General features: G+C 64.2%; 27 protein-coding genes and 1 riboswitch. Of the genes, 22 read left to right on the top strand and 5 right to left on the bottom strand.

Annotated features, from left to right (window positions below; translation table 11 throughout):
- The first annotated feature begins 12 nt into the window (after window positions 1–12).
- Complete coding sequence (gene ftsY / locus HMI59_RS09590) at window positions 13–1212, top strand: signal recognition particle-docking protein FtsY (protein WP_166183153.1); 1200 nt, start codon at window positions 13–15, stop codon at window positions 1210–1212.
- A gap of 60 nt (window positions 1213–1272) precedes the next feature.
- On the opposite strand, the gene HMI59_RS09595 is transcribed toward ftsY, so the two are convergent.
- Entirely contained in the window at window positions 1273–2493 is a 1221-nt protein-coding gene (locus tag HMI59_RS09595; protein WP_071416511.1) for an MFS transporter, read from the bottom strand.
- A gap of 247 nt (window positions 2494–2740) precedes the next feature.
- Here HMI59_RS09595 and HMI59_RS09600 point away from each other — a divergent pair, with 247 nt between their 5' ends.
- Together HMI59_RS09600 and HMI59_RS09605 are read left to right on the top strand one after the other, a co-directional pair.
- A complete protein-coding gene (locus HMI59_RS09600) occupies window positions 2741–4078 on the top strand; it encodes an ammonium transporter (protein WP_071416512.1) in 1338 nt (445 codons plus the stop codon).
- Complete coding sequence (locus HMI59_RS09605) at window positions 4075–4413, top strand: P-II family nitrogen regulator (RefSeq protein ID WP_017199639.1); 339 nt, start codon at window positions 4075–4077, stop codon at window positions 4411–4413. The genes HMI59_RS09600 and HMI59_RS09605 overlap by 4 nt, the downstream gene beginning before the upstream one ends.
- A gap of 106 nt (window positions 4414–4519) precedes the next feature.
- Here the strand turns inward: HMI59_RS09605 and HMI59_RS09610 are convergent, their stop codons facing one another.
- Window positions 4520–5938, bottom strand: coding sequence for a glucose-6-phosphate dehydrogenase (locus HMI59_RS09610; protein ID WP_071416513.1), 1419 nt, complete (start codon window positions 5936–5938; stop codon window positions 4520–4522).
- 168 nt (window positions 5939–6106) lie between these two features.
- On the opposite strand from HMI59_RS09610, the gene ffh reads away from it, so the two are divergent.
- Together ffh and HMI59_RS09620 are read left to right on the top strand one after the other, a co-directional pair.
- Entirely contained in the window at window positions 6107–7684 is a 1578-nt protein-coding gene (ffh, locus tag HMI59_RS09615) for a signal recognition particle protein (protein WP_021470806.1), read from the top strand.
- 88 nt (window positions 7685–7772) lie between these two features.
- Entirely contained in the window at window positions 7773–8495 is a 723-nt protein-coding gene (locus HMI59_RS09620; protein ID WP_193593513.1) for an alpha/beta fold hydrolase, read from the top strand.
- On the opposite strand, the gene thiC is transcribed toward HMI59_RS09620, so the two are convergent.
- Window positions 8482–10314 (bottom strand): phosphomethylpyrimidine synthase ThiC, encoded by a 1833-nt coding sequence (gene thiC / locus HMI59_RS09625; protein ID WP_193593514.1) that lies wholly within the window; start codon window positions 10312–10314, stop codon window positions 8482–8484. The genes HMI59_RS09620 and thiC overlap by 14 nt on opposite strands.
- A riboswitch (TPP riboswitch) is annotated at window positions 10309–10417 on the bottom strand. Its footprint overlaps the gene before it by 6 nt.
- Window positions 10418–10501: 84 nt before the next feature.
- On the opposite strand from thiC, the gene HMI59_RS09630 reads away from it, so the two are divergent.
- From HMI59_RS09630 to HMI59_RS09710, 17 genes are all read left to right on the top strand, one after another.
- Window positions 10502–11584, top strand: a complete 1083-nt coding sequence (locus HMI59_RS09630; protein WP_193593515.1) for an amidohydrolase family protein — start codon at window positions 10502–10504, stop codon at window positions 11582–11584.
- 77 nt (window positions 11585–11661) lie between these two features.
- Window positions 11662–12534: a VOC family protein gene (locus tag HMI59_RS09635; protein WP_193593516.1), complete on the top strand. Its 873-nt coding sequence runs from the start codon at window positions 11662–11664 to the stop codon at window positions 12532–12534.
- A gap of 120 nt (window positions 12535–12654) precedes the next feature.
- Complete coding sequence (locus HMI59_RS09640; protein WP_166183141.1) at window positions 12655–13095, top strand: hypothetical protein; 441 nt, start codon at window positions 12655–12657, stop codon at window positions 13093–13095.
- A 190-nt stretch (window positions 13096–13285) separates the two neighbouring features.
- A complete protein-coding gene (gene rpsP / locus HMI59_RS09645) occupies window positions 13286–13696 on the top strand; it encodes a 30S ribosomal protein S16 (protein WP_031216024.1) in 411 nt (136 codons plus the stop codon).
- A 1-nt stretch (window position 13697) separates the two neighbouring features.
- The gene (locus HMI59_RS09650) at window positions 13698–13940 is read left to right on the top strand and encodes an RNA-binding protein (protein ID WP_021470799.1); all 243 of its coding nucleotides are present in this window, start codon (window positions 13698–13700) and stop codon (window positions 13938–13940) included.
- 127 nt (window positions 13941–14067) lie between these two features.
- Entirely contained in the window at window positions 14068–14607 is a 540-nt protein-coding gene (gene rimM, locus HMI59_RS09655) for a ribosome maturation factor RimM (protein ID WP_193593517.1), read from the top strand.
- The gene (gene trmD, locus HMI59_RS09660) at window positions 14604–15407 is read left to right on the top strand and encodes a tRNA (guanosine(37)-N1)-methyltransferase TrmD (RefSeq protein ID WP_166183140.1); all 804 of its coding nucleotides are present in this window, start codon (window positions 14604–14606) and stop codon (window positions 15405–15407) included. Before rimM ends, trmD begins: the two co-directional genes overlap by 4 nt.
- 250 nt (window positions 15408–15657) lie before the next feature.
- Window positions 15658–16011 carry a 50S ribosomal protein L19 gene (gene rplS, locus HMI59_RS09665; RefSeq protein WP_014922079.1) on the top strand — a complete coding sequence of 118 codons (354 nt, stop codon included), beginning with the start codon at window positions 15658–15660 and terminating at the stop codon, window positions 16009–16011.
- Window positions 16012–16093: 82 nt separating this feature from the next.
- Window positions 16094–16768, top strand: a complete 675-nt coding sequence (gene lepB, locus HMI59_RS09670; protein WP_166183138.1) for a signal peptidase I — start codon at window positions 16094–16096, stop codon at window positions 16766–16768.
- The gene (lepB, locus tag HMI59_RS09675; protein ID WP_193593518.1) at window positions 16769–17605 is read left to right on the top strand and encodes a signal peptidase I; all 837 of its coding nucleotides are present in this window, start codon (window positions 16769–16771) and stop codon (window positions 17603–17605) included.
- Window positions 17606–18376 carry a ribonuclease HII gene (locus HMI59_RS09680; protein ID WP_193593519.1) on the top strand — a complete coding sequence of 257 codons (771 nt, stop codon included), beginning with the start codon at window positions 17606–17608 and terminating at the stop codon, window positions 18374–18376.
- Between the two features lie 67 nt (window positions 18377–18443).
- Window positions 18444–18779, top strand: a complete 336-nt coding sequence (locus HMI59_RS09685; protein ID WP_021470793.1) for a DUF2469 domain-containing protein — start codon at window positions 18444–18446, stop codon at window positions 18777–18779.
- A 107-nt stretch (window positions 18780–18886) separates the two neighbouring features.
- Entirely contained in the window at window positions 18887–19252 is a 366-nt protein-coding gene (locus HMI59_RS09690; RefSeq protein ID WP_170828544.1) for a YraN family protein, read from the top strand.
- Window positions 19252–20793, top strand: coding sequence for a YifB family Mg chelatase-like AAA ATPase (locus tag HMI59_RS09695; protein WP_193593520.1), 1542 nt, complete (start codon window positions 19252–19254; stop codon window positions 20791–20793). Before HMI59_RS09690 ends, HMI59_RS09695 begins: the two co-directional genes overlap by 1 nt.
- Window positions 20790–22019, top strand: a complete 1230-nt coding sequence (dprA, locus tag HMI59_RS09700; RefSeq protein ID WP_166185490.1) for a DNA-processing protein DprA — start codon at window positions 20790–20792, stop codon at window positions 22017–22019. The genes HMI59_RS09695 and dprA overlap by 4 nt, the downstream gene beginning before the upstream one ends.
- A 62-nt stretch (window positions 22020–22081) precedes the next feature.
- Window positions 22082–23008: a tyrosine recombinase XerC gene (locus HMI59_RS09705; protein ID WP_193593521.1), complete on the top strand. Its 927-nt coding sequence runs from the start codon at window positions 22082–22084 to the stop codon at window positions 23006–23008.
- A 290-nt stretch (window positions 23009–23298) separates the two neighbouring features.
- A complete protein-coding gene (locus tag HMI59_RS09710; RefSeq protein ID WP_193593522.1) occupies window positions 23299–23802 on the top strand; it encodes a DUF3145 domain-containing protein in 504 nt (167 codons plus the stop codon).
- A 99-nt stretch (window positions 23803–23901) separates the two neighbouring features.
- Here the strand turns inward: HMI59_RS09710 and HMI59_RS09715 are convergent, their stop codons facing one another.
- Together HMI59_RS09715 and HMI59_RS09720 are read right to left on the bottom strand one after the other, a co-directional pair.
- Entirely contained in the window at window positions 23902–25137 is a 1236-nt protein-coding gene (locus HMI59_RS09715; RefSeq protein ID WP_062097025.1) for a beta-ketoacyl synthase, read from the bottom strand.
- 133 nt (window positions 25138–25270) lie between these two features.
- A complete protein-coding gene (locus HMI59_RS09720; protein ID WP_011692310.1) occupies window positions 25271–25516 on the bottom strand; it encodes an acyl carrier protein in 246 nt (81 codons plus the stop codon).
- Between the last annotated feature and the right edge of the window lie 15 nt (window positions 25517–25531).

Here is a 25531-nt window from a genome sequence, read left to right on the forward strand (position 1 = left end):
GAAGGTAGGGGAGTGAACGATTTCCTACCCATAATCCTGTCCATTGTCGCTGCGCTCGTGGTGATTGGCGGACTGGTCCCGGTCCTGCTCAAGGCCCGTAAGTCCGGCTCCAAATACCCTGGGACCCGCGACGCCAACGACCCCCTCCAGTCGCCGGCAGCAAGCGGCGGAACCTTGGTGGAGGACCGGCCGGAGCCCGCCCCCGCGCCCGGCCGTGACGGCTCCCTCGAAGAGACCTTGGTCCCGGACGATGCCGCCGGGCTGGAAACCATTGCCGTGGAGACCCCGGCACCCGTGGAGGGCCGCCTTACCCGTCTTCGCGCACGCCTGGTCAAGTCCAACAACATCCTGGGCAAGGGCCTGCTGGCCCTGCTTTCGGGTGACAAGATCGACGAGAACGTGTGGGACGAGGTGGAGGAGACCCTTCTCCTGGCAGACCTCGGAACAGAACCGACCATGGAACTCGTGGAGTCCCTGCGCGAGCGCGTCAAGGTCCTGGGAACCCGCGATCCGGAGCATGTCAAAGCCATGCTCCGGGAAGAACTCATCAAGCTCGTTGACCCGTCCATGGACCGTTCCTTGAACGTCGCCCGCCAAGGTGACCGTCCCGCCGTCGTGCTGGTGGTTGGTGTCAACGGCGTCGGCAAGACCACCACCGTGGGCAAGTTGGCGCGTGTCCTGGTGGCTGAAGACAAGGACGTCCTGCTGGGAGCAGCGGACACCTTCCGTGCGGCAGCGGCCGAACAGCTCGCCACGTGGGGCCAGCGCGTGGGCGTGCCCACGGTGAAGTCGGACATCGACGGCGCGGACCCCGCTTCGGTTGCCTACGAGGCAGTCAAGGCCGGCATCGACCAGGAAGTCGATGTTGTCATGGTGGATACCGCAGGCCGCCTGCAGAACAAGACCGGCCTCATGGACGAGCTTGGCAAGGTCAAGCGCGTCATCGAAAAGCTGGCCGAAGTGGACGAGGTCCTGCTGGTGCTGGATGCCACCACCGGCCAGAACGGGCTGAACCAGGCCCGGGTCTTTGCCGAGGTGGTCAACATCTCCGGCATCGTCCTGACCAAGCTCGATGGCACCGCCAAGGGCGGCATCGTGGTTGCCATCCAGAAGACGCTGGGCGTGCCGGTCAAGCTCATCGGCCTGGGCGAAGGGCCCGATGACCTCGCGCCTTTCGAAGCCGAGGGGTTCGTGGACGCACTGCTGAACTAGTTCTTCAACTGACTGGCAATAGGGGTTGTTCTGAGCGTTCAGAGCAACCCCTGTTGCCAGTCAGTTTTGTTTAACGGCAGGTTCGCGGGCGGGAAGCCACGCTGCCGCGGTCACCAGGAGCACCCCGCCGGTGATTCCAAAAGCCCAGCCGTAGCCCAACTGGTCCGCCAGGAGCCCGGCAACCACCGGCCCGATGATGGCTCCGGTATCGGCCGCCATCTGGAACACTGCCAGGACACGGCCGCCGGAGCGGCCCCGGCCAATCACATCGGCGACGGCGGCCTGCTGCGCCGGGCCCAGCAAGCCGGAGCCGAAACCCGCCACCGCGGAGGCAACGAGGAACCACACCAGGTCACCGGTCACGCCGATGAGCCCCGTAGCGGCACCCGTGATGACCAATCCCGGGATGAGCAGCGGCTTCCGTCCCCAGGCGTCCGAAAGCCGGCCGGAGAACGTCAAAGCGAGTGCGTTACCCATGGCGAACACAGCAAGCGCCCACGCCGCCGTTTCCGGACGTGACTGCAGGACGGCCGTGGCAAACAACGGGATGGTGGCCATGCGCACACCGAAGGTGACCCAGCCGTTGCCGAAACTTGAGAAGACGGCCGCCCGGTAGGCCGAATCGGCGAGTGCCTCCTTCAGCGTCATGGCAGGCGCGTGCCGTGCCTCCTCACCCAACTGGTTCGTGCCGCTCAGCATCGTCCGCACAACGACGGCGGCGAGCAGCAGGGCCGCGGCGTACACCAGGAACGGCACGCGAAGGCCGAAACCGGCCAGGAGTCCGCCCACCACAGGGCCAAGGACGCTGCCGATCAGGAAAGCCGAAGCGTAGGCTCCCGAAACCTGGCCCCTTCGCTCCGGCGGCGCCAGCCGGATCAGCAGGCCCATGGCGGCGACGGTGAACATCACCGAACCCGCTCCGCCCAGGCCGCGGAAGATCAACAACTGCCAGTAGTTTTGCGCGAAAGCGCACGCCGCAGTCGACGCGGCAACAATCAACAGCCCGCTCACATAGACACTTCGCTCCCCGAAGCGGACGATCAGCTGCCCGCCTGCCGGGGCGAAGACGAGGCGCATGAAGGCGAAGATACTGACGATCACTGCGGCAGCCGTCGCGCCGACGTCGAAGGTCGTGGCAAATTGCGGCAGTACCGGGGCCACCAGCCCGAAACCCAGGGCGATGAGGAAGGCGGCGGCCAGCATGACCTTCACGTCGCGGGGAAGCGGCTCCCTCTGCTGCCTGATCCTTGGTGGCTGGGTGGATCGGGGCGACTGTGGCATCCGGGGTGGTCCTGTCAGGGTCGAAGGTTTTTGCGTGGGCGCGGTACTCGTCCCGGGCCTGTGTGACGCATGAAACATATCCGTAACAACGAGGTTATGCATCATTTACGTTGGGGAGGTTGATGTAACAGGCCCGCAATCTAAATCCCGCGCAGGTGAAACACTGCGGCACAAAACTTTATTGCAGGACGCAAAAGGCGTCAGGACAGCGGACGAACCGCAGTACTAGCAAGAGAGGACGTGCACCATGGAACTTACCGCAGGTCACGTATGGGTCATGGTGGCGGCAGCGCTTGTGCTGTTCATGACACCGGGATTGGCATTCTTCTACGGTGGTATGACACGGGCCAAGGCCGCCCTGAACATGATGATGATGAGTTTCATCTCCATCGGCATCGTGGGCGTTGTATGGGTGCTGTGGGGGGCATCCATGAGCTCCGGCGAGGGCTTCATGGAGATCGTGGGGAACCCGTTCGCATCATTTGGACTGGCTGGAGTGGACGCCACTCCTGACGGTTACATCAAGGTAGGCTTCGCAGCCACGTTCGCCATCATCACGGTGGCCCTGATCAGCGGCGCGATCGCCGACCGTGCCAAGTTCGGCGCCTGGAGCCTCTTCGTTCCCGTATGGGTCACGCTGGTCTACTGCCCCTTGGCCTACATGGTGTGGGGCGGCGGCCTGTTCGGTCCGGAGGGTGCCATCGGCAAGGCGCTCGGCCCGGCCATCGACTTCGCCGGCGGAACGGTAGTGCACATCAACGCCGGCGTGGCCGCACTCGTCCTGGTGCTGATCATCGGCAACCGCCGCGGCTTCGGCAAGGACCCCAACCACCGCCCGCACAACATTCCCTTCGTGATGCTCGGTGCAGCCATCCTGTGGTTCGGCTGGTTCGGGTTCAACGGCGGCGCAGCAACCACCGCTGAGCAGGGCGGCCTCATCTGGGTCAACACCCTCGCAGCTCCGGCCGCAGCAATGATCGGCTGGCTCATCACCGAACGCATCCGCGACGGCCACCCGACGTCCCTCGGCGCTGCATCGGGCGTCGTGGCAGGCCTCGTTGCCATCACCCCGGCTTGCGCCAACGTCGATCCCATCGGCGCCCTGGGCCTGGGCTTGGTCGCCGGTATCGCATCCGCCCTCGCCGTAGGCCTGAAGTTCCGCTGGGGCTTCGACGACTCCCTGGACGTGGTGGGAGTACACCTGGTCTCCGGCATCATCGGAACCGTAGCACTGGGCTTCATCGCAAAGCCGGTGGACGGCGTGGGCGGCGGCCTCTTCTACGGTGGCGGCATGGCCCAGATGTGGGCGCAGCTCGCAGCGGCCGGCATCGCCATCGCTTTCTCCGCCATCATGACGGCGATCATCGCCCTGGCCATCCATAAGACCATGGGCTTCCGGGTCTCCACTGAGCAGGAGAACGTCGGCGTTGACCTCAGCCTCCACGCCGAGACGGCCTACGAGTTCGGTGTAGGCGGCCACGGTGGAAGCTTCCAGCCGCTGCACGACGTGATGACCGGCAAGAACGACGCCGCAGTGGAAACCAAAGCCACCGCAGCCGAAGGCAAGGAGAGTGTCCAGGCATGAAACTCATTACAGCGATCGTCCGTCCGGAGAAGCTTGAAGCAGTCCGGGAAGGCCTGGAAGCGTACGGCGTCCAGGGGTTGACGGTCAGCGCGGCCAGCGGCTACGGCCGGCAGCGGGGGTACACGGAGGTGTACCGCGGTGCTGAGTACAACGTGGACCTGCTGCCCAAGATCCGCATCGAGGTTCTTGCCACCGACGAACAAGCGGACGACATCCTGGATGTCCTCATTGCAAGCTCCAACACCGGCCGGGCCGGTGACGGGAAAGTCTGGACCGTGGACGTCTACGAAGCGGTCCGCGTCAGGACCGGGGAGCGCGGCGCGGCGGCCATTTAGGCGGACATCCGGACCCCGGCTGTTGATCCGGGAAACGAACAGCGGGCCGGGTACCGAAAAGGTACCCGGCCCGCTTGGCCGTTAACAGTCAGCCGTCCCGAAACAGTCAGCCACCGTGGCTGTCGCTGCGCCCGCCGCTGGTGCCCCATGCTGCCGGCCCCTGGCTGCCGGCGTCGTACTCCTCCAACGGGACCGCATCCTGCGCCCAGGCGCGGAGCACGGGTTCCATGATCCGCCAGCAGTCCTCCGCGGTGTCGCCGCGGACGGAGAGGAGCGGATCGCCGGTAAGGATGCCCTCCAGGACTTCGCCGTAAGGCAGCATGCCGGCAGCGTTGAGCTCGGTGATCAAGCTCGCCCGGTCCAGGGTGAACACGTCGCCCGGGCCGTTGACGTCGACGTCGAGCTGCAGAACGTCGGGACCGAAACCGATCCGAAGGTGGTTGGGGGAGTCGACGCCGGAAAACCCGACCGGCAAATGCGGCACGGGACGGAAAGTCACCACGGCTTCCTTCCGTTTGTGGCCCATCGCCTTGCCGGAGCGCAGGATGAACGGGACACCCTTCCAGCGCCAGTTGTCGATCTCCACCGTGACCTGGGCGAGGGTTTCGGTGTTCCTGGCGGGGTCCACGCCCGGCTCGGCCGCGTAGTCGGGAATGGTGCGCTCGCCGAGCTTCCCGGCTGTATAGCGGGCCCGGCGGGTCGAATCCTGGAACGGGGCCTTGATGCTGCTGGCACGCAGGACCGCGGCCACGGCGTCACGGAGATCACGTTCGTCGATGGAGGCGGGGGCGTCGATGGCCAGGAAGGCCATGATGTGGAGCAGGTGGCTTTGGATCATGTCCTTGAGGGCGCCGGCATGGTCGTAATAGCGGGCACGGCCTTCCAAAGCCAGGTCTTCGTCGAAGATGATCTCGACTTTTTCGATGTGGTCGCGGTCCCACACAGGTTCCAGGAACCGGTTGGCGAAACGCAGTCCGAGGATGTTCAACACCGTGGCCTTGCCGAGGAAGTGGTCCACGCGGTGGATGTGGTCTTCCGGGACCAGCGCGGCAAGTACCTTGTTCAGTTCCCGGGCCGAATCCAGCCCCGCGCCGAAAGGCTTCTCCAGCACCAGCCGGGTTCCGGCCGGAAGCTGGTCACGGCGCAGGAGGGCACAGGCTTTCTGGCTGACTTCCGGGGGGAGGGCGAAGTAGATGGCAACCGGCCCTTCCAGTCGCGCCAGCAAGTCGGCGAGCCTGCCGTCCGCCGTGACGTCGACCTGATGGTATTCCGTGGTTGCGGCCACCGAATCCAGCACTGACCGGCCTGCGCTTTCCGCGGCGCCGGCTGCCGCAGCGAAGGATGTGTCCACCCGTTCCTTCCACTGCCGCGCGGTCCAAGGATCGGACCCGGCCCCGACCAGTCGAAGCCCGCCAACCCTGCCTGTCGCAAGGAGTCCGGCAAGTCCCGGAAGGAGCAGGCGGCCGGTGAGGTCGCCTGAAGCGCCGAGAATGAGCAACGTTTTCACAGTTGTTTTGCTGGTCACTGTGCCAGCATGCCATCTTGCGGGCGCGACTTGGTACCCTAGATAGTCGAGTCCCCTAGTTGACGCTGATTTATTAGGGTTGAGACACATTGTTGGGGCAGGAACGTCAAAGACTCCGGTGAGCCGCAAGGCCGCCATTCGCAGACCATCGAAAGAAGTGCACGGCGCGTGTTCAATTCACTCTCTGACCGGTTGACAGCAACCTTCAAGAACCTCCGTGGCAAGGGCCGCCTGTCGGAGGCCGATGTCGACGCCACAGTCCGGGAGATACGCCGCGCCCTGCTGGATGCCGACGTCGCGGTTCCCGTGGTCCGTGAGTTCACGTCGCGGATCCGCGAGCGTGCGCTCGGCGCCGAAGTGTCCGGGGCGCTGAACCCGAGCCAGCAGATCGTGAAGATCGTCAACGAGGAACTCGTGGAGATCCTCGGCGGTGAAACGCGGCGCATCAGGCTGGCCAAGACCGGCCCCACCATCATCATGCTGGCCGGCCTTCAGGGTGCGGGTAAGACGACCCTCGCGGGCAAGCTGTCCAAGTGGCTTAAGTCCCAAGGCCACAGCCCCATGCTCGTTGCCTGTGACCTGCAGCGGCCCAACGCCGTCACCCAGCTTCAGGTGGTGGGCCAGCGCGCAGGCGTTCCGGTGTTTGCTCCGCACCCGGGTGCCACCTCTGAACTTGAACACCCGGCAGGCGATCCCGTGGCCGTGGCCAAGGCCGGCGTGGAGGAAGCCCGCCAGAAGCTTCACGACGTCGTGATCGTTGATACCGCCGGCCGCCTCGGCGTCGACGCCGAAATGATGGACCAGGCGCGGCGCATCCGCCAGGCCATCATCCCGAACGAAGTCCTCTTCGTCATTGACGCCATGATCGGCCAGGACGCCGTGAATACGGCAATGGCCTTCGATGAAGGCGTCAACTTCACCGGCATCGTCCTGTCCAAGCTCGACGGCGACGCCCGCGGTGGTGCCGCGCTGTCCGTAGCGTCCGTGACGGGCAAACCGGTCATGTTCGCTTCCACGGGTGAAGGGCTCGACGATTTCGAGTTGTTCCACCCGGACCGCATGGCCTCGCGCATCCTGGACATGGGCGATGTCCTGACCTTGATCGAACAGGCTGAGAAGGCCTGGGACAAGGAAGAAGCTGCCCGGATGGCGAAGAAGTTCGCCGACCAGGAAGACTTCACGCTGGACGACTTCCTTGCCCAGATGCAGCAGATCCGCAACATGGGCTCCATGAAGAAGATGCTCATGATGATGCCGGGTGCGCAAAACATCCGGCAGCAGTTGGAGAACTTCGACGAACGGGAAATTGACCGCGTTGAGGCGATTGTCCGGTCCATGACCCCGCATGAGCGCGTGGCTCCCAAGATCATCAACGGTTCCCGCCGTGCCCGTATCGCCAAAGGCTCCGGCGTCCACGTCTCCGAGGTCAATGGCCTGCTGGAGCGGTTCGCCCAGGCTCAGAAGATGATGAAGAAGATGGCGCAGGGCGGCGGCATGCCCGGTATGCCGGGAATGCCCGGGCTGGGTGGACCCGGCGGCGGCCGCAAGGGAGGCAAGAACGCCCCCAAGAAGAAGGCGCGTTCGGGCAACCCCGCCAAGGCTGCGCAGGAGTTGCGCGAGGCAGAGGCCAAGCGCGCAGCTGCCGCGGCTGCCCCCAAGGGTGCAGCGTTCGGCCAGGGCGCCGCTGACTTCGATCCGTCCTCGTTGAACCTGCCCAAGGGCTTCGACAAGTTCCTGGGTAAATAGAGCGCAGGCAAGGCTGACCGGCCTCCGGTCAGCCCGGCATGCGCCGTCGTCCTCCCGTGATGTCGCAGCCCTCGCATAGGCTGGTCCAATGCACAAACAGCGCGTGGTTTTTGTCCACGGCCTGGGCAGTTTCGGCGCTGCGGCCTGGCCAAAACAGCATGGCCTTGCCCTGCGGTATGACTGCCTTTTCCTGAGGCGGCACGGTTTCGATCCCGTGGCCGAGCCCCTTGAGCCGGACATTTCCGCGGATGTGGCCATCCTTGTTGACGCGCTGGCCGACTCGGGCGGGGGACACGTGGTTGCCAACGAACAGGGTGCCATTTCCGCCATGCTCGCCGCGGTGGAGCGCCCGGACCTGGTGTTTTCGTTGTCCTTGGTGGAACCGGCGTGCTTGTCCTTGACGGCCGAACTTCCCGCTACGGCGTCGCACCGCGCCCTGATGCAGCCCTTGTTCGATGTCCGTAGCCAACTCGGCGACGCCGACTATGAGCGTGAGTATTTCCGGCGGGCCTACGCTGCGGAGGCGGGCGGCCTGCAGACACCGGAAGCGCGGCGCTCAGCCCGGCGTTTGAGGTTGCAGGCCCCGCCGTGGGAAGCGCCCCTGCACATTGTGCCCGGTGTTCCCACGCTGGTGCTGACCGGCGGCTGGGAGCCGTTGTACGAGGAAATTGCCGGGTATTTGAGGGATACCGGTGCCCTCCACCGCGTAGCTGCTGGAGGGCACCGTCCCCAGGACTCCGCCGACGGCGACCGGTTCATCCGGTCCTTCATTGCCGACGTCGGGCGGGGTATGTCGGTCAGGGCGTCGTGAGTCGCTGGTCACCGCGGGCCGGCATCTGGAGTTCGGGCAGGTAGACCTTGCCTCCGGTTGCCAGGAACTCCTCGCTCTTTTCGCGCATTCCGTTGTACATCTCCGCTATGGCCGCCTGGGCCTCGGCGGAACCGTATTCATCCCGGATGTCCTGGCTGATGCGCATGGAGCAGAATTTCGGCCCGCACATGGAACAGAAGTGCGCGGTCTTGGCGGGTTCAGCGGGAAGCGTCTCATCGTGGAAGGACTCCGCGGTCACCGGGTCCAGTGAGAGTGCGAACTGGTCCCTCCACCTGAACTCGAACCGCGCTTTGGACAGCGCGTCGTCGCGTTCGTGCGCGCCGGGGTGGCCCTTGGCCAGGTCTGCGGCGTGGGCTGCAATCTTGTAGGTGATGACTCCGGTTTTGACGTCGTCCTTGTTCGGCAGCCCCAGATGTTCCTTGGGGGTCACGTAGCAAAGCATCGCTGTGCCGTACCGGGCTATTTCCGTAGCACCGATGGCCGAGGTGATGTGGTCGTAGCCCGGCGCGACGTCAGTGACCAACGGGCCCAGGGTGTAGAACGGCGCGCCCTTGCACAACCGCTGTTGCCGTTCCACGTTTTCACGCACCAAGTGGAACGGAATGTGGCCCGGGCCTTCGACCATGACCTGGACGTCGTACTTCCAGGCCCGCTCCGTCAGCTCCGCCAGGGTATCCAGTTCCGCGAATTGTGCGGCATCATTGGCGTCTGCGGTGGCGCCGGGCCGCAGTCCATCTCCGAGCGAGAAGGCAACGTCGTACTTCGCGAAGATTTCGCACAGTTCGTCGAAATGCGTGTAGAGGAAGTTTTCCTGGTGGTGGGCAAGGCACCAGCCGGCCATGATGGAGCCGCCGCGGGAAACAATTCCGGTCATCCGGTTGGCCGTCAGCGGCACGTACCGGAGCAGGACGCCGGCGTGGATGGTCATATAGTCCACACCCTGTTCGCATTGTTCGATCACGGTGTCCCGGAATATTTCCCACGTGAGCTTGTTCGCCTCGCCGTTGACCTTCTCCAGGGCTTGGTAGATGGGGACGGTGCCGATGGGAACGGGGGAGTTCCGGATGATCCATTCACGGGTGGTGTGGATGTCATCGCCTGTGGAGAGGTCCATGACGGTGTCCGCTCCCCACTGGGTGGCCCACTGCAGCTTGTCCACTTCCTCGGCGATCGAGCTCGTCACGGCTGAGTTCCCGATGTTGGCGTTGATCTTCACCAGGAATGCCTTGCCGATGATCATGGGCTCGGACTCGGGGTGGTTGATGTTGCTGGGGATGATGGCGCGGCCGGCGGCCACCTCGCTGCGGACCAGTTCAACGTCGCAGTTCTCCCGCAAGGCCACGAAGCGCATTTCCGGGGTGACCATGCCCCGCCGGGCATAGTGCATCTGGGTGACCCTTTCGCCATCGACGGCGCGGCGGGGCACGGGCTGCGCTCCCTTCCATTCAGCTGAAGCCGCACCGCGGCGCACGGCTGACTTGCCGTCGTCGAGCAGGTTGCGTTCCCGGCCCGTGTAGCTTTCCGTATCGCCGCGCGCCTGGATCCATGCGGCCCTGAAGGGTTCAAGCCCGACGACGGGATCGCTGCCCGGCCCTGCCGTGCGGTACACCCTCAGCGGATCGTTGGCCTTCCCGTTGGGGGAGGGCTCCAAGGCAATCTCGGTCACCGGGACGCGGATGCCGTGGCCGGGGTCCTCCACCCAGGCAAGCGAGTGGGATTTCAGCGACTGCGTGACGGCGTCCCCACCGGGAGCTGTCAGGTTTTGGGCAGGGCTGTGCTGTGTTTCTGTGGTGCTCAAGGATTACTCACTTCCTTCGCCGGCATTACCCGGACAGGTTCAACGGTCGCAGACTGCTTCAGTCCTTTTCTCAGCCCCTGCAGGGGCTCCCGTGTGGTCAGGGACGAAGCTACCACAGCTGCGGCGGGTGCTCCCAGTCATATGCGGTCCGGATCCGGACTGTGGCCGCCGGCACTAAGCTTCTGCCATGCCGAACATCATTGAATTCAGCGGTCCGGTGCTGGTTTCCGCGCATGAGGAACGCCGGGGCCTGTGGTCCGTGGACGGCCGCCTGACCTTCAGCCGTCCGGAAGCTGCCCCGGATACCGTGCTGGAGGGCTGGGTCCTGCCTGGATTCGTTGATGCCCATTGCCACATCGGCCTGGGAGCCGGCGGGGCGGTGGATGAGGCCACCACCCTGGAACAGGCCCGTACGGACTTGTCCGCAGGGACGCTGCTGGTCCGGGATGCCGGCTCCCCGGCCAATACGAGGTGGGTCCAGCAGCGTACGGACCTGCCCAGGCTGATCCGGGCGGGGCGGCACATTGCGAGGAGCCGGCGCTACCTGCGTGGCCTCGGCCACGAAGTGGAGCCGGAACAGTTGGTGGAGACTGTGCGAAAGGAAGCGCGCGACGGCGACGGTTGGGTCAAGCTGGTTGGCGACTGGATCGACCGCGGCGTAGGAGACCTGGCGCCTTCTTTTCCTGCGGCGGTGGTCAAGGACGCCATCGCTGCAGCCCACGACGAGGGCGCACGGGTAACCGCGCATTGCTTCGCGGAAGAAACCTTGGATGACATGCTCGATGCCGGCATCGACTGCATCGAACATGCCACCGGGCTCCTGCCGCGGCACATCCCGCGGCTTGTGGAACAGGGTGTCCCGATCGTTCCCACCCTGGTCAACATTGCCACGTTCCCCGATATCGCGGCCCAGGCCGGGCCCAAGTTTCCCGACTACGCGCAGCACATGACCGCATTGTGGGAGCGCCGGCGCGAACGGGTCCTCGAGGCCTATGAGGCCGGTGTTTCCATCTATGCCGGCACTGATGCCGGGAGCGTCATCAAGCATGGGCGCATAGCCGACGAGATGCAGGAACTGCACGACGCCGGCCTGCCGCCTTCAGCGGTCCTCGAGGCTGCTGCGTGGGGCGCCCGGAGGTGGCTCGGAGCCGAGGGCGTCAGCGAAGGGGCGAGTGCCGACGTCGTGCTTTGCAGGGAGGATCCCCGCTGCGCCCTGGCTACCGTGCGTGAACTTTTCCACGTGGTTCTGCGGGGCACCCTAGTTCGTTAGGAATAAATTGAAGCTTCAAGTAATTTAGTAAGGTAGAACGTGCCGAAAGGCGGCCGCCGAACTACCGGGAGCATCACATGACCACGCCATCCACCCAGGACCTCCTGCCAGCCGAACTCACCATGGGCACTGTCATGCTCAGGGTCGGCGACATGAAGGTGATGAGCGACTATTACCAGCGCGCCCTCGGCCTGCAGGTCATAGCGGAGCAGGACGGCGGCCTATACCTGGGCCGCCTGGGGAAGCCGGTAGTCCATCTGGCTCCCGCAGCGGGCTTGCAGCTGCCCGGGCGCGGGGAAGCGGGGCTGTTCCACACCGCGGTCCTGTTCGAGGACCAAGCGTCCCTCGCCGCCACCATTGCCACGGCCGCGCAGTACGAACCCCGCGCGTTCGTTGGCAGTGCCGACCACTTGGTGAGCGAAGCCTTTTACTTCACCGACCCCGAAGGCAACGGCATCGAGTTGTACTACGACAAGCCGAGGAACGTCTGGCAATGGGACGGCAAGAACGTGGTCATGGACAACGTGGCGCTGCCTCCGCAGGCGTATCTCCAGCAACACCTGAGCGAGGCCGCCATCGTGGGGCAGCAGGGGGCCGCAGCCGGGATCGGGCACGTCCACCTCCAGGTGGGCGATGTTGCCACAGCGCAGAAGTTCTACGTTGACACCCTTGGCTTTGAAAAGACCGCGGGGTGGCATGGCCAGGCGCTGTTCGTCTCGGCGGGCGGCTACCACCATCACATGGCCATGAACGTCTGGAACAGTAGGGGAGCGGGCCCGCGCAAGGACACTCTGGGCCTGGGTGAAGTGCTCATCGAAGTCCCGTCGAATGATGACGTCGCAGCGCTCGCCGACCGTCTCCGCGTGGCCGGCCTGCAAAGCCACCACACCGGCCTTGAGCTTCGATTCGAGGATCCGTGGCGCAACCAGCTGCGGGTTGCCGTCCGCTGAGGCGGCATCCGCCGGCGGGTGGCTGCATTAGGCTAGGCGATGGCGGCGCCGGTTCCATGTCCTGCGCAGCCTCCCGCGGTTGGGCGGGGCATGTCAGCACGAAGGAAATGAGTACGTTCCATGGGCTTTGCCGAAATCTTTGTAGCCACCCACGATGAAGCCCTCAAGCGGGCAGCTGCACTCGAACGCGGCGCCGATGTGGCCGGTTCTGCTGTGCGCATCGAAGGCATCACCGATTTTGAGGTGGAGCAGCTCGGTGATCTTGCAGGGCAGGCAGTGCACGCCTCCGGCGCTGATTATGAACTCGCCCTGGTGGACGTCACCAGCGATTCGCTGCTCGGCGTTCCGGAAGCAATGGTGCGGGCCCTCGCCGAGCTGCTGACCTACCAGAGCGAAGGCGACGGCAACGTGCTGGACGACGTCGCAGAGGCCTGGGCTGCCCAGGAGGACATGCCGTTCGGCGCTGCGGAATCCCGCGGGTACGTCCAGCAGTTGGCTGCACTTGCCAGCGATGTCGAAAAAATCGACCGCGCCGGCCTGTACGTGTGGTCAATTTCCTAAACTTCGCAAGCAAGTGCGCGGGGCGAAGTCGTAAATACTCCTGTTATCTGGCACAATAGACAGGTACTTGATCGGTGCGGCCCCTCTCTCCGTGCTCGTATCTTGTCCTTCGAACCCCCTAGTATGGCCCGCCCCACGGGTGCAGAACGTCGGGTTCACCCTCGTTTCAGAAACAGGAGTGACCACAAAAGTGGCCGTAAAGATTCGCCTTAAGCGCTTCGGTAAGATGCGCGCACCGTACTACCGCATTGTCGTCATGGATGCCCGCGCCAAGCGCGACGGCCGTGCCATCGAAGAAATCGGCAAGTACCACCCCACCGAAGAGCCGTCGTACATCGAGGTCGCTTCCGAGCGTGCCCAGTACTGGCTGTCCGTTGGCGCCCAGCCGACCGAGCAGGTTGCCGCGATCCTCAAGATCACCGGTGACTGGCAGAAGTTCAAGGGCCTGCCTGGCCAGGAAGGCACCCTGAAGACCAAGGCTCCGAAGGAAGCTTTCGTGGCTCCGGAGAAGGGTTCCGTCATCATTCCGGAAGCCATCACCAAGAAGGCCAAGAAGGAAGAAGCCGTCGAGGCTGAAGCAGAGACCACCGAGGCTGAGTAAGTTGCTGGCAGAAGCGCTCGAACACCTGGTCCGTGGGATTGTTGACAGTCCGGACGATGTCAAGGTCAGTGCCAAGAACAACCGCCGCGGGGAATCCCTCGAGGTGCGTGTTCACCAGGACGATCTCGGCCGGGTAATCGGTCGCCAAGGACGCACCGCACGCGCACTGCGCACGGTGGTTGCGGCTTTGGCCGGTGGCGATCAGGTCAGGGTTGACGTCGTCGACACCGACCGCCGCCGGTAACGCGCTCAGCATTATTTGCCTTTGGTCCGGCCCCTCCACCGAATATGGTGGAGGGGCCGGATTGCTTTATCAACCAAACACCCCCGCGGCCACGGCCCGCGGATGAAACCAGAATTCAGAGGAACCCATGCAGCTCCAGGTGGCCCGGATCGGCAAACCCCACGGCATCCGCGGCGAGGTCACGGTCCAGGTACTGACCGACGCTCCCGCTGAGCGGTTCGTCGCCGGAACAGAGTTCGTAGTGGAGCCCGCCTCCTCCGGACCGTTGACCGTCCGCAGCGCCCGTTGGAACAAGGACATCCTCTTGCTCGGTTTCGAAGAAGTGGCAGACCGCAACGCCGCGGAACTGATCCGCGGAGCCAAGCTCTTCATCGTAACCGAAGACCTTGATGAGGATGACGACGAAGGCTGGTATGAGCACGAACTGCTGGGCCTCCAGGCCAGGGTCGGCTCCCAGGTAGTGGGGAAGGTGGCGGCGCTCAACACGATGCCGGCACAGGACCTGCTCGTGGTCGAAACCGGAGACGGCAAGGAAATCCTCATTCCGTTCGTGGACGAGATCGTCCCCGAAGTCAACATCGAGGCTGGCTACATCCTCATCACTCCGCCCGCAGGGCTCTTCGAGATCAACGACGACGCCGAACCCGCCGAGGGGTCCGCTGAATGAGGATCGACGTCGTCAGTATCTTCCCGGAGTACCTCGCGCCCCTGGAACTCTCGCTCATCGGCAAGGCCCGCCAGGACGGGATCCTGGAACTGAATGTCCACGACCTCCGGACTTTCACCTCTGACAAGCACCGGACAGTGGACGACACCCCTTACGGCGGCGGTGCGGGCATGGTCATGAAGCCCGAGCCGTGGGCCCGGGCGCTGGAGTCCGTGGCCCCGGACGCACAGAAGAGGCCGGTCCTGATTGTGCCATCCCCGGCCGGAGAGCGTTTCAACCAGGCCCTCGCCTACGAGCTCGCCGAGGAGGAGCACCTCGTTTTCGCGTGCGGCCGCTACGAAGGCATTGATGAGCGGGTTATCGACTGGGCGCATGAGCATTTCACGGTACGCCCGGTCAGCCTGGGGGACTACGTCCTGAACGGTGGCGAAGTGGCGGTGCTTGCGATGGTGGAAGCAATCGGCCGTTTGTTGCCCGGTGTCGTGGGCAACCCGGAGTCCCTGATTGAGGAGTCCCACTCCGATGGGCTGCTGGAGTACCCGGTCTACACCAAGCCTTCATCCTGGCGGGAGCATGACGTGCCGGACGTCCTCCTCAGCGGCAACCACGGCAAGATCGCACAGTGGCGCAAGCACCAGCAGTTCCGCCGCACAGCGGAACGCAGGCCGGACCTCCTTGCCGGTTTTGACGCCTCCGGACTGAGCCGCGCGGACCGAACCGCACTGGCTGACCTGGGCTACGACGTCGTTGACGGGCGCCTGAGCCCCCGCCCTGGTGCCGTCGCGGACGAAAGGTCCTGACCGCCGTCGGGCGCTGACCGGCGTGATTGGCCCGTTGGTGCCGCTTATGGCAGAATTAACCCTTGTGTCTACTGGGCTGCCACCTGCCACAGGGGGAGTTCAGCCAACAGTCGGACAAACGGTGGCGCCAATCAGCGGCGGCACCGTTCATAAAGAATCTTCGGCGGAAATTTCCGTGGGCCTCAATGCCCCGGGCTTGTCCGCCGTGACCCAAAGTGAATGACCTGTGGCGTTCACCAGGAGTGGATTAATGCATATCCTCGATAGCGTAGATGCAGCCTCGCTGCGTAACGATGTTCCGGAGTTCCGCGCGGGCGACACCCTCAAGGTTCACGTCAACATCATCGAAGGCAAGAACTCCCGTGTCCAGGTATTCCAGGGCTTCGTCCTGGGCCGCCAGGGTGACGGCGTTCGCGAAACCTTCACCGTACGCAAGGTTTCCTTCGGTGTCGGCGTAGAGCGTACCTTCCCGGTACACTCCCCGATCATCGACAAGATCGAGGTCGTCACCAAGGGTGACGTCCGCCGCGCCAAGCTTTACTACATGCGCGCACTGCGCGGTAAGGCTGCGAAGATCAAGGAAAAGCGCGACTTCGCCAAGTAAGTCCACCAACTTACGCAACGGGTCCAGGATTCGTGCCCGGAGGGTTCCGGAGCAATCCGCAACGCAACACAGGATACGAGTCATGGACACAGCAGAACGCCAGCCCCGGAAACAGGGCTGGCGTTTTGCGTTGCTGGCGCTGGTGCTCGCCGTGGCCATCAGTGGCCTGGTCCGCTCGCTGTGGATCGATGTCTATTACATCCCGTCCGAATCCATGGAACCGCTCTTGGAAACAGGCGACAGGATCCTTGTGTCACGGACGGCCTTCGGGGATAAGCCCATTGCCAGGGGCGACGTCGTGGTTTTCGACGGCCGCGGTTCCTTTGCCCCGCTCAGCAGCGGAAAGGGTCCCTTGGTGGACGCCGTCAACGCCGCCGGGCAGTGGTTCGGCCTGGTAGGCAGCGATACCACCTACGTGAAGCGGGTCCTGGGTATTCCCGGTGACCACGTGCAGTGCTGCGACGACGCCGGACGCGTGACGGTCAACGGCCAGGCCGTTGAGGAGCCCTACCTCTTTCCGGGCGACGAGCCAAGTAAGCAAAAGTTCGACGTCGTTGTGCCCGAGGGGCGCTTGTGGCTGATGGGCGACCACCGCTCCCGTTCCGCCGATTCCCGGGCGCTGCTGGGGGCGCCAGGTGGCGGTATGGTTCCGATCGACCGGGTTATCGGTAAGCCGGTCCGGATTATCTGGCCACTTGATAGATTTGCAGAGATGCCTCGCTACCCGCAGGCCACCCCGACAAAGAACGGACACTAAATGCCGGACAGAGTTCCAGAAAATCCCGAGAGGCACGACGACGACGCTCGGCTCTTGGATGGAACCCCCGGCACCGAAGGTGCCACTGAACGGGAAACGGGTACCGCAGGTGCCGACGATACCCGGGCTTCGCGTAACGCACGGGCAGGCAAACGCACGCAGAACGTGGCAATTGTGTGGCTCAAGGAAATCGTCACGGTGGTGGCCATCGCGCTGGTGCTGTCCTTCCTCCTGAAGACTTTCCTGTTCCGTGCGTTCTGGATTCCGTCCGAGTCGATGGAAGCTACCTTGGACGTCAACGACCGGATCTTCATCAACCTGCTCGTACCGGGGCCCTTCGACGTGGCCCGCGGGGACGTGGTGGTCTTCAAGGACTCCCAGGGGTGGTTGACGCCGATCGAGAAGAAGCCGGCGGGCCCCATGGACTGGGTCGGGGACACCCTTGAGTTCGTTGGCCTCATGGCCGATGACAGCGAACAACACCTGGTCAAGCGTGTTATTGGACTGCCCGGAGACCATGTGACGTGCTGCGACGCCGGGGGACGGGTGAGCATCAACGGCGTTCCCTTGGACGAGACCTATATCAATCCCGCAGAGGTGCCCACCCCGGACACCTTCGATGTGGTTGTTCCCGAGGGCAAGGTCTGGGTGATGGGGGATAACAGGAACCACTCGGCGGACTCACGCTTGCATCAGGAGGCTAACGGTGGCTTCATCAATATTGAGGATGTGGAGGGCAAAGCGGAAGTCATCGCGTGGCCCATCAGCAGGTGGAGCGTCCTGGACAGCCACTCCGACGTTTTCAAGAATGTACCCGCCGGCACAACAGGTAAGTAGATGGCAACGGCACCAAACCGAACCAAAGGCACGGCCCCGGCCAAGGCAAAGGCGAAACCCAAGGGCGGCCTGAAGGCCAAGGCGAAGCAGGTTGTGCAATTTCCCACTCTGGACGTCGAACGCACCTTCCTGGCCTCCGGTGCCCGGCTCCTCGCCGGCGTTGACGAGGTAGGCCGGGGTGCGCTGGCAGGTCCGGTGAGTGTGGGAATTGCCGTGGTGAACCTTGAGGATCATCCGCTGCTGGCCGATGTCCGGGACAGCAAACTCCTCAAGCCCGAGGACAGGGACAGGTTGGAGCCCTTGGTCAGGGAGTGGGCTGTTGCCAGCGCGGTGGGGCACGCATCCTCGCAGGAAATCGACGCGATCGGGATCATCGCCGCCCTTCGCCTTGCCGGCACGCGGGCATGGTGCGAAATCCTCGCCGGAGGCGTCACTCCGGATGTGGTGTTGTTGGATGGCAGCCACAATTGGCTTTCTCCTGAAGTGCAGGCTTCGCTGTTCGATGCGGCACCGGAGGGGCCCGGCTGTGAGGCTCCGGTCTACACCCGTATCAAGGCGGACATGAGCTGCTTGAGCGTGGCCGCAGCCAGTGTCTTGGCCAAAGTCGCCAGGGACCGCATCATGGTTGATTTGCACGCCGAGGTTCCGGCGTACGGATGGAATGAAAACAAGGGCTACGCCACTCCCGCGCACCGTGAGGTTATCCGGACCCAGGGCCCAAGCGCGTACCACCGGACAAGCTGGCATCTGACGGGCCCGGAGGTCTCCTGACGAGCCGCGGAGTGCCGGCCCGACGCTCCTGGCTCTCTGGATCCGGCCAATGGTGCAAGATGGAACTATGAGCGCCGAAGACCTTGAGAACTACGAAACCGACATGGAGCTGCAGCTCTACCGCGAGTACCGGGATGTGGTCGGGCTGTTCAGCTACGTGGTTGAAACGGAACGGCGTTTCTACCTGGCCAATCACGTGGACCTGCAGGCCCGGAGCGCCGATGGTGAAGTCTACTTCGACCTGACCCTCCAGGATGCCTGGGTTTGGGACGTCTACCGTTCGGCGCGCTTCGTCAAGAACGTCCGCGTGATCACGTTCAAGGACGTGAATGTGGAGGAACTACCCCGCAACGAGGACCTGGCGCTGCCCAAGGATGGCGACCTGGGGGATCTCGGCAACTAGCTCCGGCTCCACTTTTCCTCCACAGTGTCCCGTGTGGATGGATTGTCCACATAGACGCATCATGAGCTGCCCTCAGCGGCCGCCAGCCGGAAGGCTTGGTGGCGGAGGTGGTGCTCATGCGAGCAAAGGACGTTCTTGGCCGCGAAGGCGAAAGCGTGGCCGCTGCATTTCTTGAAGGCCAGGGAATGCAGGTTGTCGATCGCAATTGGCGGTGCGGAGAAGGCGAAATAGACATCGTCGCCCTTGACGGCGACACCCTGGTCATCGCCGAGGTGAAGACCAGGCGAAATGTGGCCTTCGGCCATCCCTTTGAAGCAGTGGGTCCGGAGAAACTGGCCCGGCTTCATCGGCTGACATCCTCATGGTGCAGGGAACGCGGCGTGAACCCGTCGCGCCGCCGCGTGGACGTCGTGGGCGTTATCCACGACGGCGTGGGGTCACCGCACGTCGAACACCTCCGGGATGTGTGCTGATGGCTGTCGGGCGCAGCTACGGAGTAGCCCTCGTGGGGCTGAACGGCTACATCGTGGAGGTCGAAGCCGATATCGGCCAAACGCTCCCCGCCTTTGTGATCCTGGGTCTTCCGGACGCTGCGTTGAATGAGGCCAAGGAACGGATCCGGTCTGCTGCCAGGAACTCCGGGATTCCCTTGAGCAGGCGGAAGATCACCGCCAACCTGATCCCCGCATCGCTGCCTAAGCGGGGTTCGGGGTTTGATCTTGCTATTGCCATGGCGGCATTCCAGGCTGCCGAGGACGTCAGGTCAACCAGCGGCACGGTGTTCATCGCCGAACTGGGCTTGGACGGCAGGCTGAGGCCCGTGAGGGGTATCCTGCCCGCCGTCATGGCTGCGGTGAATGCGGGCTACCCGGACATTGTGGTGGCCGAAGCAAACGCAGCAGAGGCCAGATTGGTGTCGGGCGCGCACGTCCGCGGGTACACCACGCTCGCGCGGCTGGCCTACGATTTTGGCGCAGATCCCAAAGAGCTGGCTTTGGACTTTGACCCACCAGCGGAGGACGCAGCTGAGGGGGACGGCTGCACGCAAGCCCTGCCGCCCGACCTGAGCGACGTATCCGGCCAATCCGAAGCGCGGCAGGCATTGGAGGTCGCAGCGGCCGGTGGTCACCACATGCTGCTGACCGGACCTCCGGGGGCCGGCAAGACAATGCTCGCAGAACGTCTCCCGGGCCTTCTTCCGGACCTTGGGGACACAGCTGCCATGGAAGTGACGGCAATCCATTCCCTTGCGGCTGTGCGGTCTTCCCCCGTGACGTTGATTCGGCGGCCGCCCTTCGAGAGTCCACACCACAGCGCTACAGCAGCCGCGATCATCGGCGGCGGATCGGGCCTGCCCCGCCCCGGGGCGGCCTCGCGGGCACACAGGGGCGTGCTGTTCCTTGACGAAACACCCGAGTTTGAACGCAGGGTCCTCGATGCCCTTCGCCAACCGTTGGAGAACGGGGACCTCGTCATTCATCGCTCCGCCGGGACAGCTGCCTATCCCGCGCGGTTTCAGCTGGTCTTGGCGGCCAACCCCTGTCCCTGTGGCAATGCTTCCGGCAAGGGCAAAGACTGCACATGCACCCCGTTGATGCGCAGGAGGTACTTCGGCCGGATGTCCGGCCCCCTGTTGGACCGGGTGGACATCCAGTTGCAGGTGGACCGTGTCTCGCTGGCCGATTTCGGGCACAGCGGTACCGAGGAGAGCACATCCGATGTGGCCCTCCGGGTCATGGCGGCCAGGCAGCGCCAGGTGGACCGGCTCCGGGAGTACGGCTTCGAGACCAACGCGCAGGTGCCGGGGCGTGTGCTGCGCGGCGGACTGCGGCTTCAGCCAGGGACCACCAGGATTCTCGACACGGCGCTGGAACGGGGGATCCTGACGGCCCGGGGGTATGACCGCGTGCTCCGTTTGGCATGGACTTTGGCCGACTTGGACCACGCGGATGCGCCGGCACCGGACCACGTCGGGCAAGCCCTGGGCTTGCGCCAAGCGAACGCGATGCCATGAACGGAACATCGAAGGGAGCAACGGAGTTGGGGGAACTGACCATGCAGGAGAAGGAGCGCATCGCCAGGGCGGCGCTGTCGCGTTTGATGGAACCGCAGGACATCGTCGGGCTGGCGCTGGTGAAGGCTGTAGGCGCCCTTGATGCTCTTGGCATCGCTACCGGAGAGCTCTCAGCAGGTGCCTCAGTGGAGCGGGAAATTACGGCACTCCTCTCGCAGGATGGCACCACCCCAACGTGGACTGGCATGGCCACAAGCCAACGACGCTGGGCACCCCGCGTCCGTGATCTGGCGCCCGAGCGTGACCTTGCGACAATGAGGAGACTGGGCGGGCGATTGGTCATTCCCGGAGACGAACTGTGGCCTGGACAGCTGGCGGACCTGGGACTTCAGGAACCGTTGTGCCTGTGGTGGCGCGGCCCCGAGTGCCCGATTCCTTCGCCCCGGCGGATCATTGCTGTGGTGGGTTCCCGTGACAGCACCAGCTACGGTGCTTCTGTGGCCGGGGACTTCGCCCATGGTCTGGCCCAGCGCGGCTACTCGGTGGTTTCAGGTGGTGCCTACGGCATCGACGCCCATGCGCATCGGGGTGCTTTGAGCGGCGGCGCCTCCGACATGCCGACCATTGCCGTGATGGCCGGGGGAGTGGACCGCTTCTATCCGGCGGGCAACGAAGATCTGCTGCGGGCTGTCACCCATCAGGGAGCGCTGATCGCTGAGGTGCCACCCGGTTCAGCCCCCACCAGATACAGGTTTCTCCAGCGCAACCGCCTGATCGCAGCATTGGCTTCCGTGACGGTCGTGGTCGAGGCCAGATGGCGTTCGGGGGCCCTGAACACCGCCCATCATGCCGAATCCATCGGAAGGATCGTCGCCACCGTTCCCGGTTCCATCCATAGTGCCAACTCCGCCGGATGCCACAGGCTCCTGAGGGACGGCGGAGCGGTGTGCGTCACCGACGTGGGAGAGGTTGCCGAACTGTCCGGCAGGAGCGGCGAATGGATGGCTGCCGACAAAGAGGCTCCGGCGGAGCCGCAGGACGGGCTGTCACTTGAGGACCTTATCCTTTTGGATGCGCTGCCACTGCGCTCAGCCAGCTCCGTGGACAAGCTTGCCACCGTGGCAGGGCTGAGCCCCGATGCAGTTCGGGCGGGTTTGGGGCGCTTGGGACTTCTTGGGCTCGCGTCCTCGGAAAGGGGTGCGTGGAAACGGAGCGGGAACGCTTGATGGTCAGAGGCTAGTGCCATGTCCTGCAGCGATCCCGCACCGGACAGTGGCAAAGTGGAAAGGTGGATGGACAATCACTGCCCCCGGAGTTTGGAAGAGCGGCCGAGGGCTTCAGGCGTTATCTGGAAGCGGAGCGGGCCAGGTCGGCCCACACGGTACGGGCCTACATGTCGGATGTTGAGAGCCTTCTTGGCTTCGCGGCACAGGAGGGGACCACTGATCTTCGCTCGGTGGACCTTGGAACGCTCCGCCGTTGGCTGGGTGCGCAAAGCGAATCGGGCATGGCGCGGTCCACCTTGGCCCGCCGGGCCGCGACTGCCAGGTCCTTCACGAAGTGGGCTCTTCGCGAAGAACTGATCCAGAGTGATCCCGCCCTGCGCTTGCAGGCTCCAAAACGCAGCAAGTCATTGCCCGGGGTCCTTCATCAGCGGCAAATCAGCAGGGTGGTCGATGAACTCGATGCCGCCGCCGCGGAGGGGGACCCGCTATCGCTGAGGAACCGTGCCATGGTGGAGTTGCTTTACGCCACTGGCATCCGTGTGGGTGAGCTGACCGGCCTGGACGTGGACGATGTAGACCCTGACCGGCGGACCTTGCGCGTGCTGGGCAAAGGCAACAAGGAACGCACGGTTCCTTTCGGGGTCCCCGCTGCCGTTGCCCTGGACGACTGGTTGCGACGCGGACGCCCGGCCCTGGTTGTCTCCCTGAGCGGTCCCGCGCTATTCCTGGGGCAGCGCGGCAAGCGCGTGGACCCGCGGCAAGTCAGGAGCGTCGTGGGCACTCTTCTCGAAGCCCTCGGCGACACCGCCGCGACCGGTCCGCACGCCCTGCGCCACAGCGCGGCCACCCATTTGCTGGACGGCGGTGCCGATCTCAGGGCAGTGCAGGAGATCCTCGGCCACAGCAGCCTTGCCACTACCCAGATCTACACACATGTCTCCGTGGAAAGACTGCGCAACAGTTACCGGCAAGCGCACCCGAGGGCCTAGCGCCCGGCAAATGTTGCACTGGCGGAAAAGTGACGTGTACGGCAAAATGAAAGCACCACTGCGGAACCTTCAATTTCAAGTTGAGGGTTCCTCGTTTGCCACAACGAACTCGTGTGCCACAATCGAGCAAAGCGATTCCATTGTGGAAGACTGGTTCGTAATAGCGGCGCCCATCGGGATTGGGTCGTCTCCAAATAACTGAATATCCCGCAGGGTTCACGGCATAGGTCAGTGATGTCGTCCATGCAGAGGTCGTTGGGGAAGACGTACCTACAGCTATGGAGGATGGAATGTCTGTTGCAACAACCCGCGGTGTCCTGTTCGTGCACTCGGCTCCGACTGCCTTGTGCCCGCACGTGGAATGGGCCATTGGATCGGTCGTGGATAAGCGAACCGATCTTGAGTGGACCCCGCAACCAGCTGCGCCCGGAATGTTCCGGGCCGAATTGTCGTGGGTTGGCCAGCCGGGCACGGGTGCCCAACTGGCCTCTGCGCTCAGGGGCTGGGCACACCTGCGGTACGAAGTGACCGAGGAGCCGAGTCCCGGGGTGGACGGTGCCCGATGGTCCCACACGCCCGAACTCGGAATCTTCCACGCCGTCACGGATGTCCACGGCAACGTCATGGTCAGCGAAGACCGCATTCGTTACGCCTACGAGTCCGGTGCCGGCGATCCTTCGGCGGTCTATCATGAGCTTTCCCTTGCCCTCGGCGAAGCGTGGGACGAAGAGCTCGAACCGTTCCGCCACGCCGGCGAAGGCGCACCTGTTCGCTGGCTGCACCAGGTGGGCTGACTACCTCAAGCCTCCAACGTTCCCATAGCAACCAGCAGGGCCCCCACCATATGCGGTGGGGGCCCTGCTGGTTTTGCGCGTCCGGTTCAAGGACCCGCTTTAGACGTTACGGACCGCGATGACTGCGTTGTGTCCGCCGAATCCGAAGGAGTTGCTCAAGGCCACGATGTCCCCGGCAGGGAGGTCCCGCACCGACGTCACGACGTCAAGGGGGATTTCCGGATCCTGGTTCTCAAGGTTGATGGTTACCGGTGCCTTGCGTTCGTAGACAGCCAGGACCGTGAGGACAGCTTCGACGGCGCCGGATGCACCCAGGAGGTGGCCCATCTGGGACTTCGTGGCCGAAACAGCGACGTTGTCCACGTGGGTACCCAGGGCAGCGCGGAGCGCCGTGTACTCCGGCTTGTCGCCCACAGGAGTGGATGTGGCGTGGGCGTTGACGTGAACCACGTCCTCGGCCTGGATGCGGCCGTCGAACATGGCTGCTTTCAGCGCACGGGTAGCACCGAGGCCCTCAGGGTCCGGAGCCGTGATGTGGTAGGCGTCTGCCGTGACCGACGTTCCGGCCAACTCGGCGTAGATGCGTGCGCCACGGGCGATCGCGTGCTCTTCGGCTTCAAGCACCAATGCTCCGGCGCCTTCACCCATCACAAAGCCGTCGCGGTCGATGTCGTAGGGCCTGGAGGCGCGCTCCGGCTCATCGTTACGACGGGAAAGGGCTTGCATGGAGGAGAAGGCAGCCAACGGCATCGGGTGGATAGCCGCTTCGGCACCGCCGCACATGACCACATCGGCCTTGCCCGAACGGATCAGCTCCAAGCCAAGGTGGAGTGCTTCCGTGCCGGAGGCGCAGGCCGAGACGGGCGTGTGGGCTCCGGCGCGGGCCCCCAGGTCGAGGCTCACTGCGGCGGCAACGCCGTTCGGCATCAGCATGGGAACGGTCATGGGCAGGACCCTGCGGGGTCCCTTTTCCTTGAGGGTGTCCCAGGCGTCCAGAAGCGTCCAGACGCCGCCGATGCCGGTGGCGAAGGCCACTGCAAGGCGGTCGTGGTCAATTCCTTCGATTCCTGCGTCTGCCCAGGCCTCGCGCGCGGCGATGACGCCGAACTGGGTCGAGGGGTCCATGCGCTTGGCTTCAACGCGCGTCAGGACGTCCAGTGCGGGTGTCGAGCACCTGGCAGCAAAGTGCACGGGGAGGTCGTACTTGGAAACCCACTCGTCTTCGAGGGTGTGGGCTCCTGAGACCCCTTTCAGCGCGTTCTGCCACATTGTGGGAACATCGCCGCCGATGGGAGTGGTGGCCCCCAGACCGGTTATGACTACTTTGCGTGCCATGCGATCACTCTCTGTCGGATGTGCCGTCCCGCCTGCAGTTCATGCAGGGGCGGCAGAAAAAATCTTTGGGCGGTAATGCGGCTGTGCCGGGCGCAGGATCAGCAACCCCGGCCCGGCACAGCTGGTGCCAGGACTAGGCCTGTGCGTTTGCGATGAAGCTGACGGCGTCGCCCACGGTCTTGAGGTTCTTGACCTCTTCATCCGGGATGCGGACGCCGAACTTCTCTTCGGCGTTGACCACGATGGTCATCATGGAGATGGAGTCGATGTCCAGGTCTTCGGTGAAGGACTTGTCCAGTTCCACGGCTTCGGTGGCAAGGCCGGTCTCTTCGTTGACGATTTCAGCCAGGCCGGCCAGGATTTCTTCGTTGCTAGCCATGATTGGCTCCTTTTC

The organism is Paenarthrobacter sp. YJN-5, from assembly GCF_015040095.1.
In the GTDB taxonomy this organism is placed as follows: Bacteria; Actinomycetota; Actinomycetes; order Actinomycetales; family Micrococcaceae; genus Arthrobacter; species Arthrobacter ureafaciens.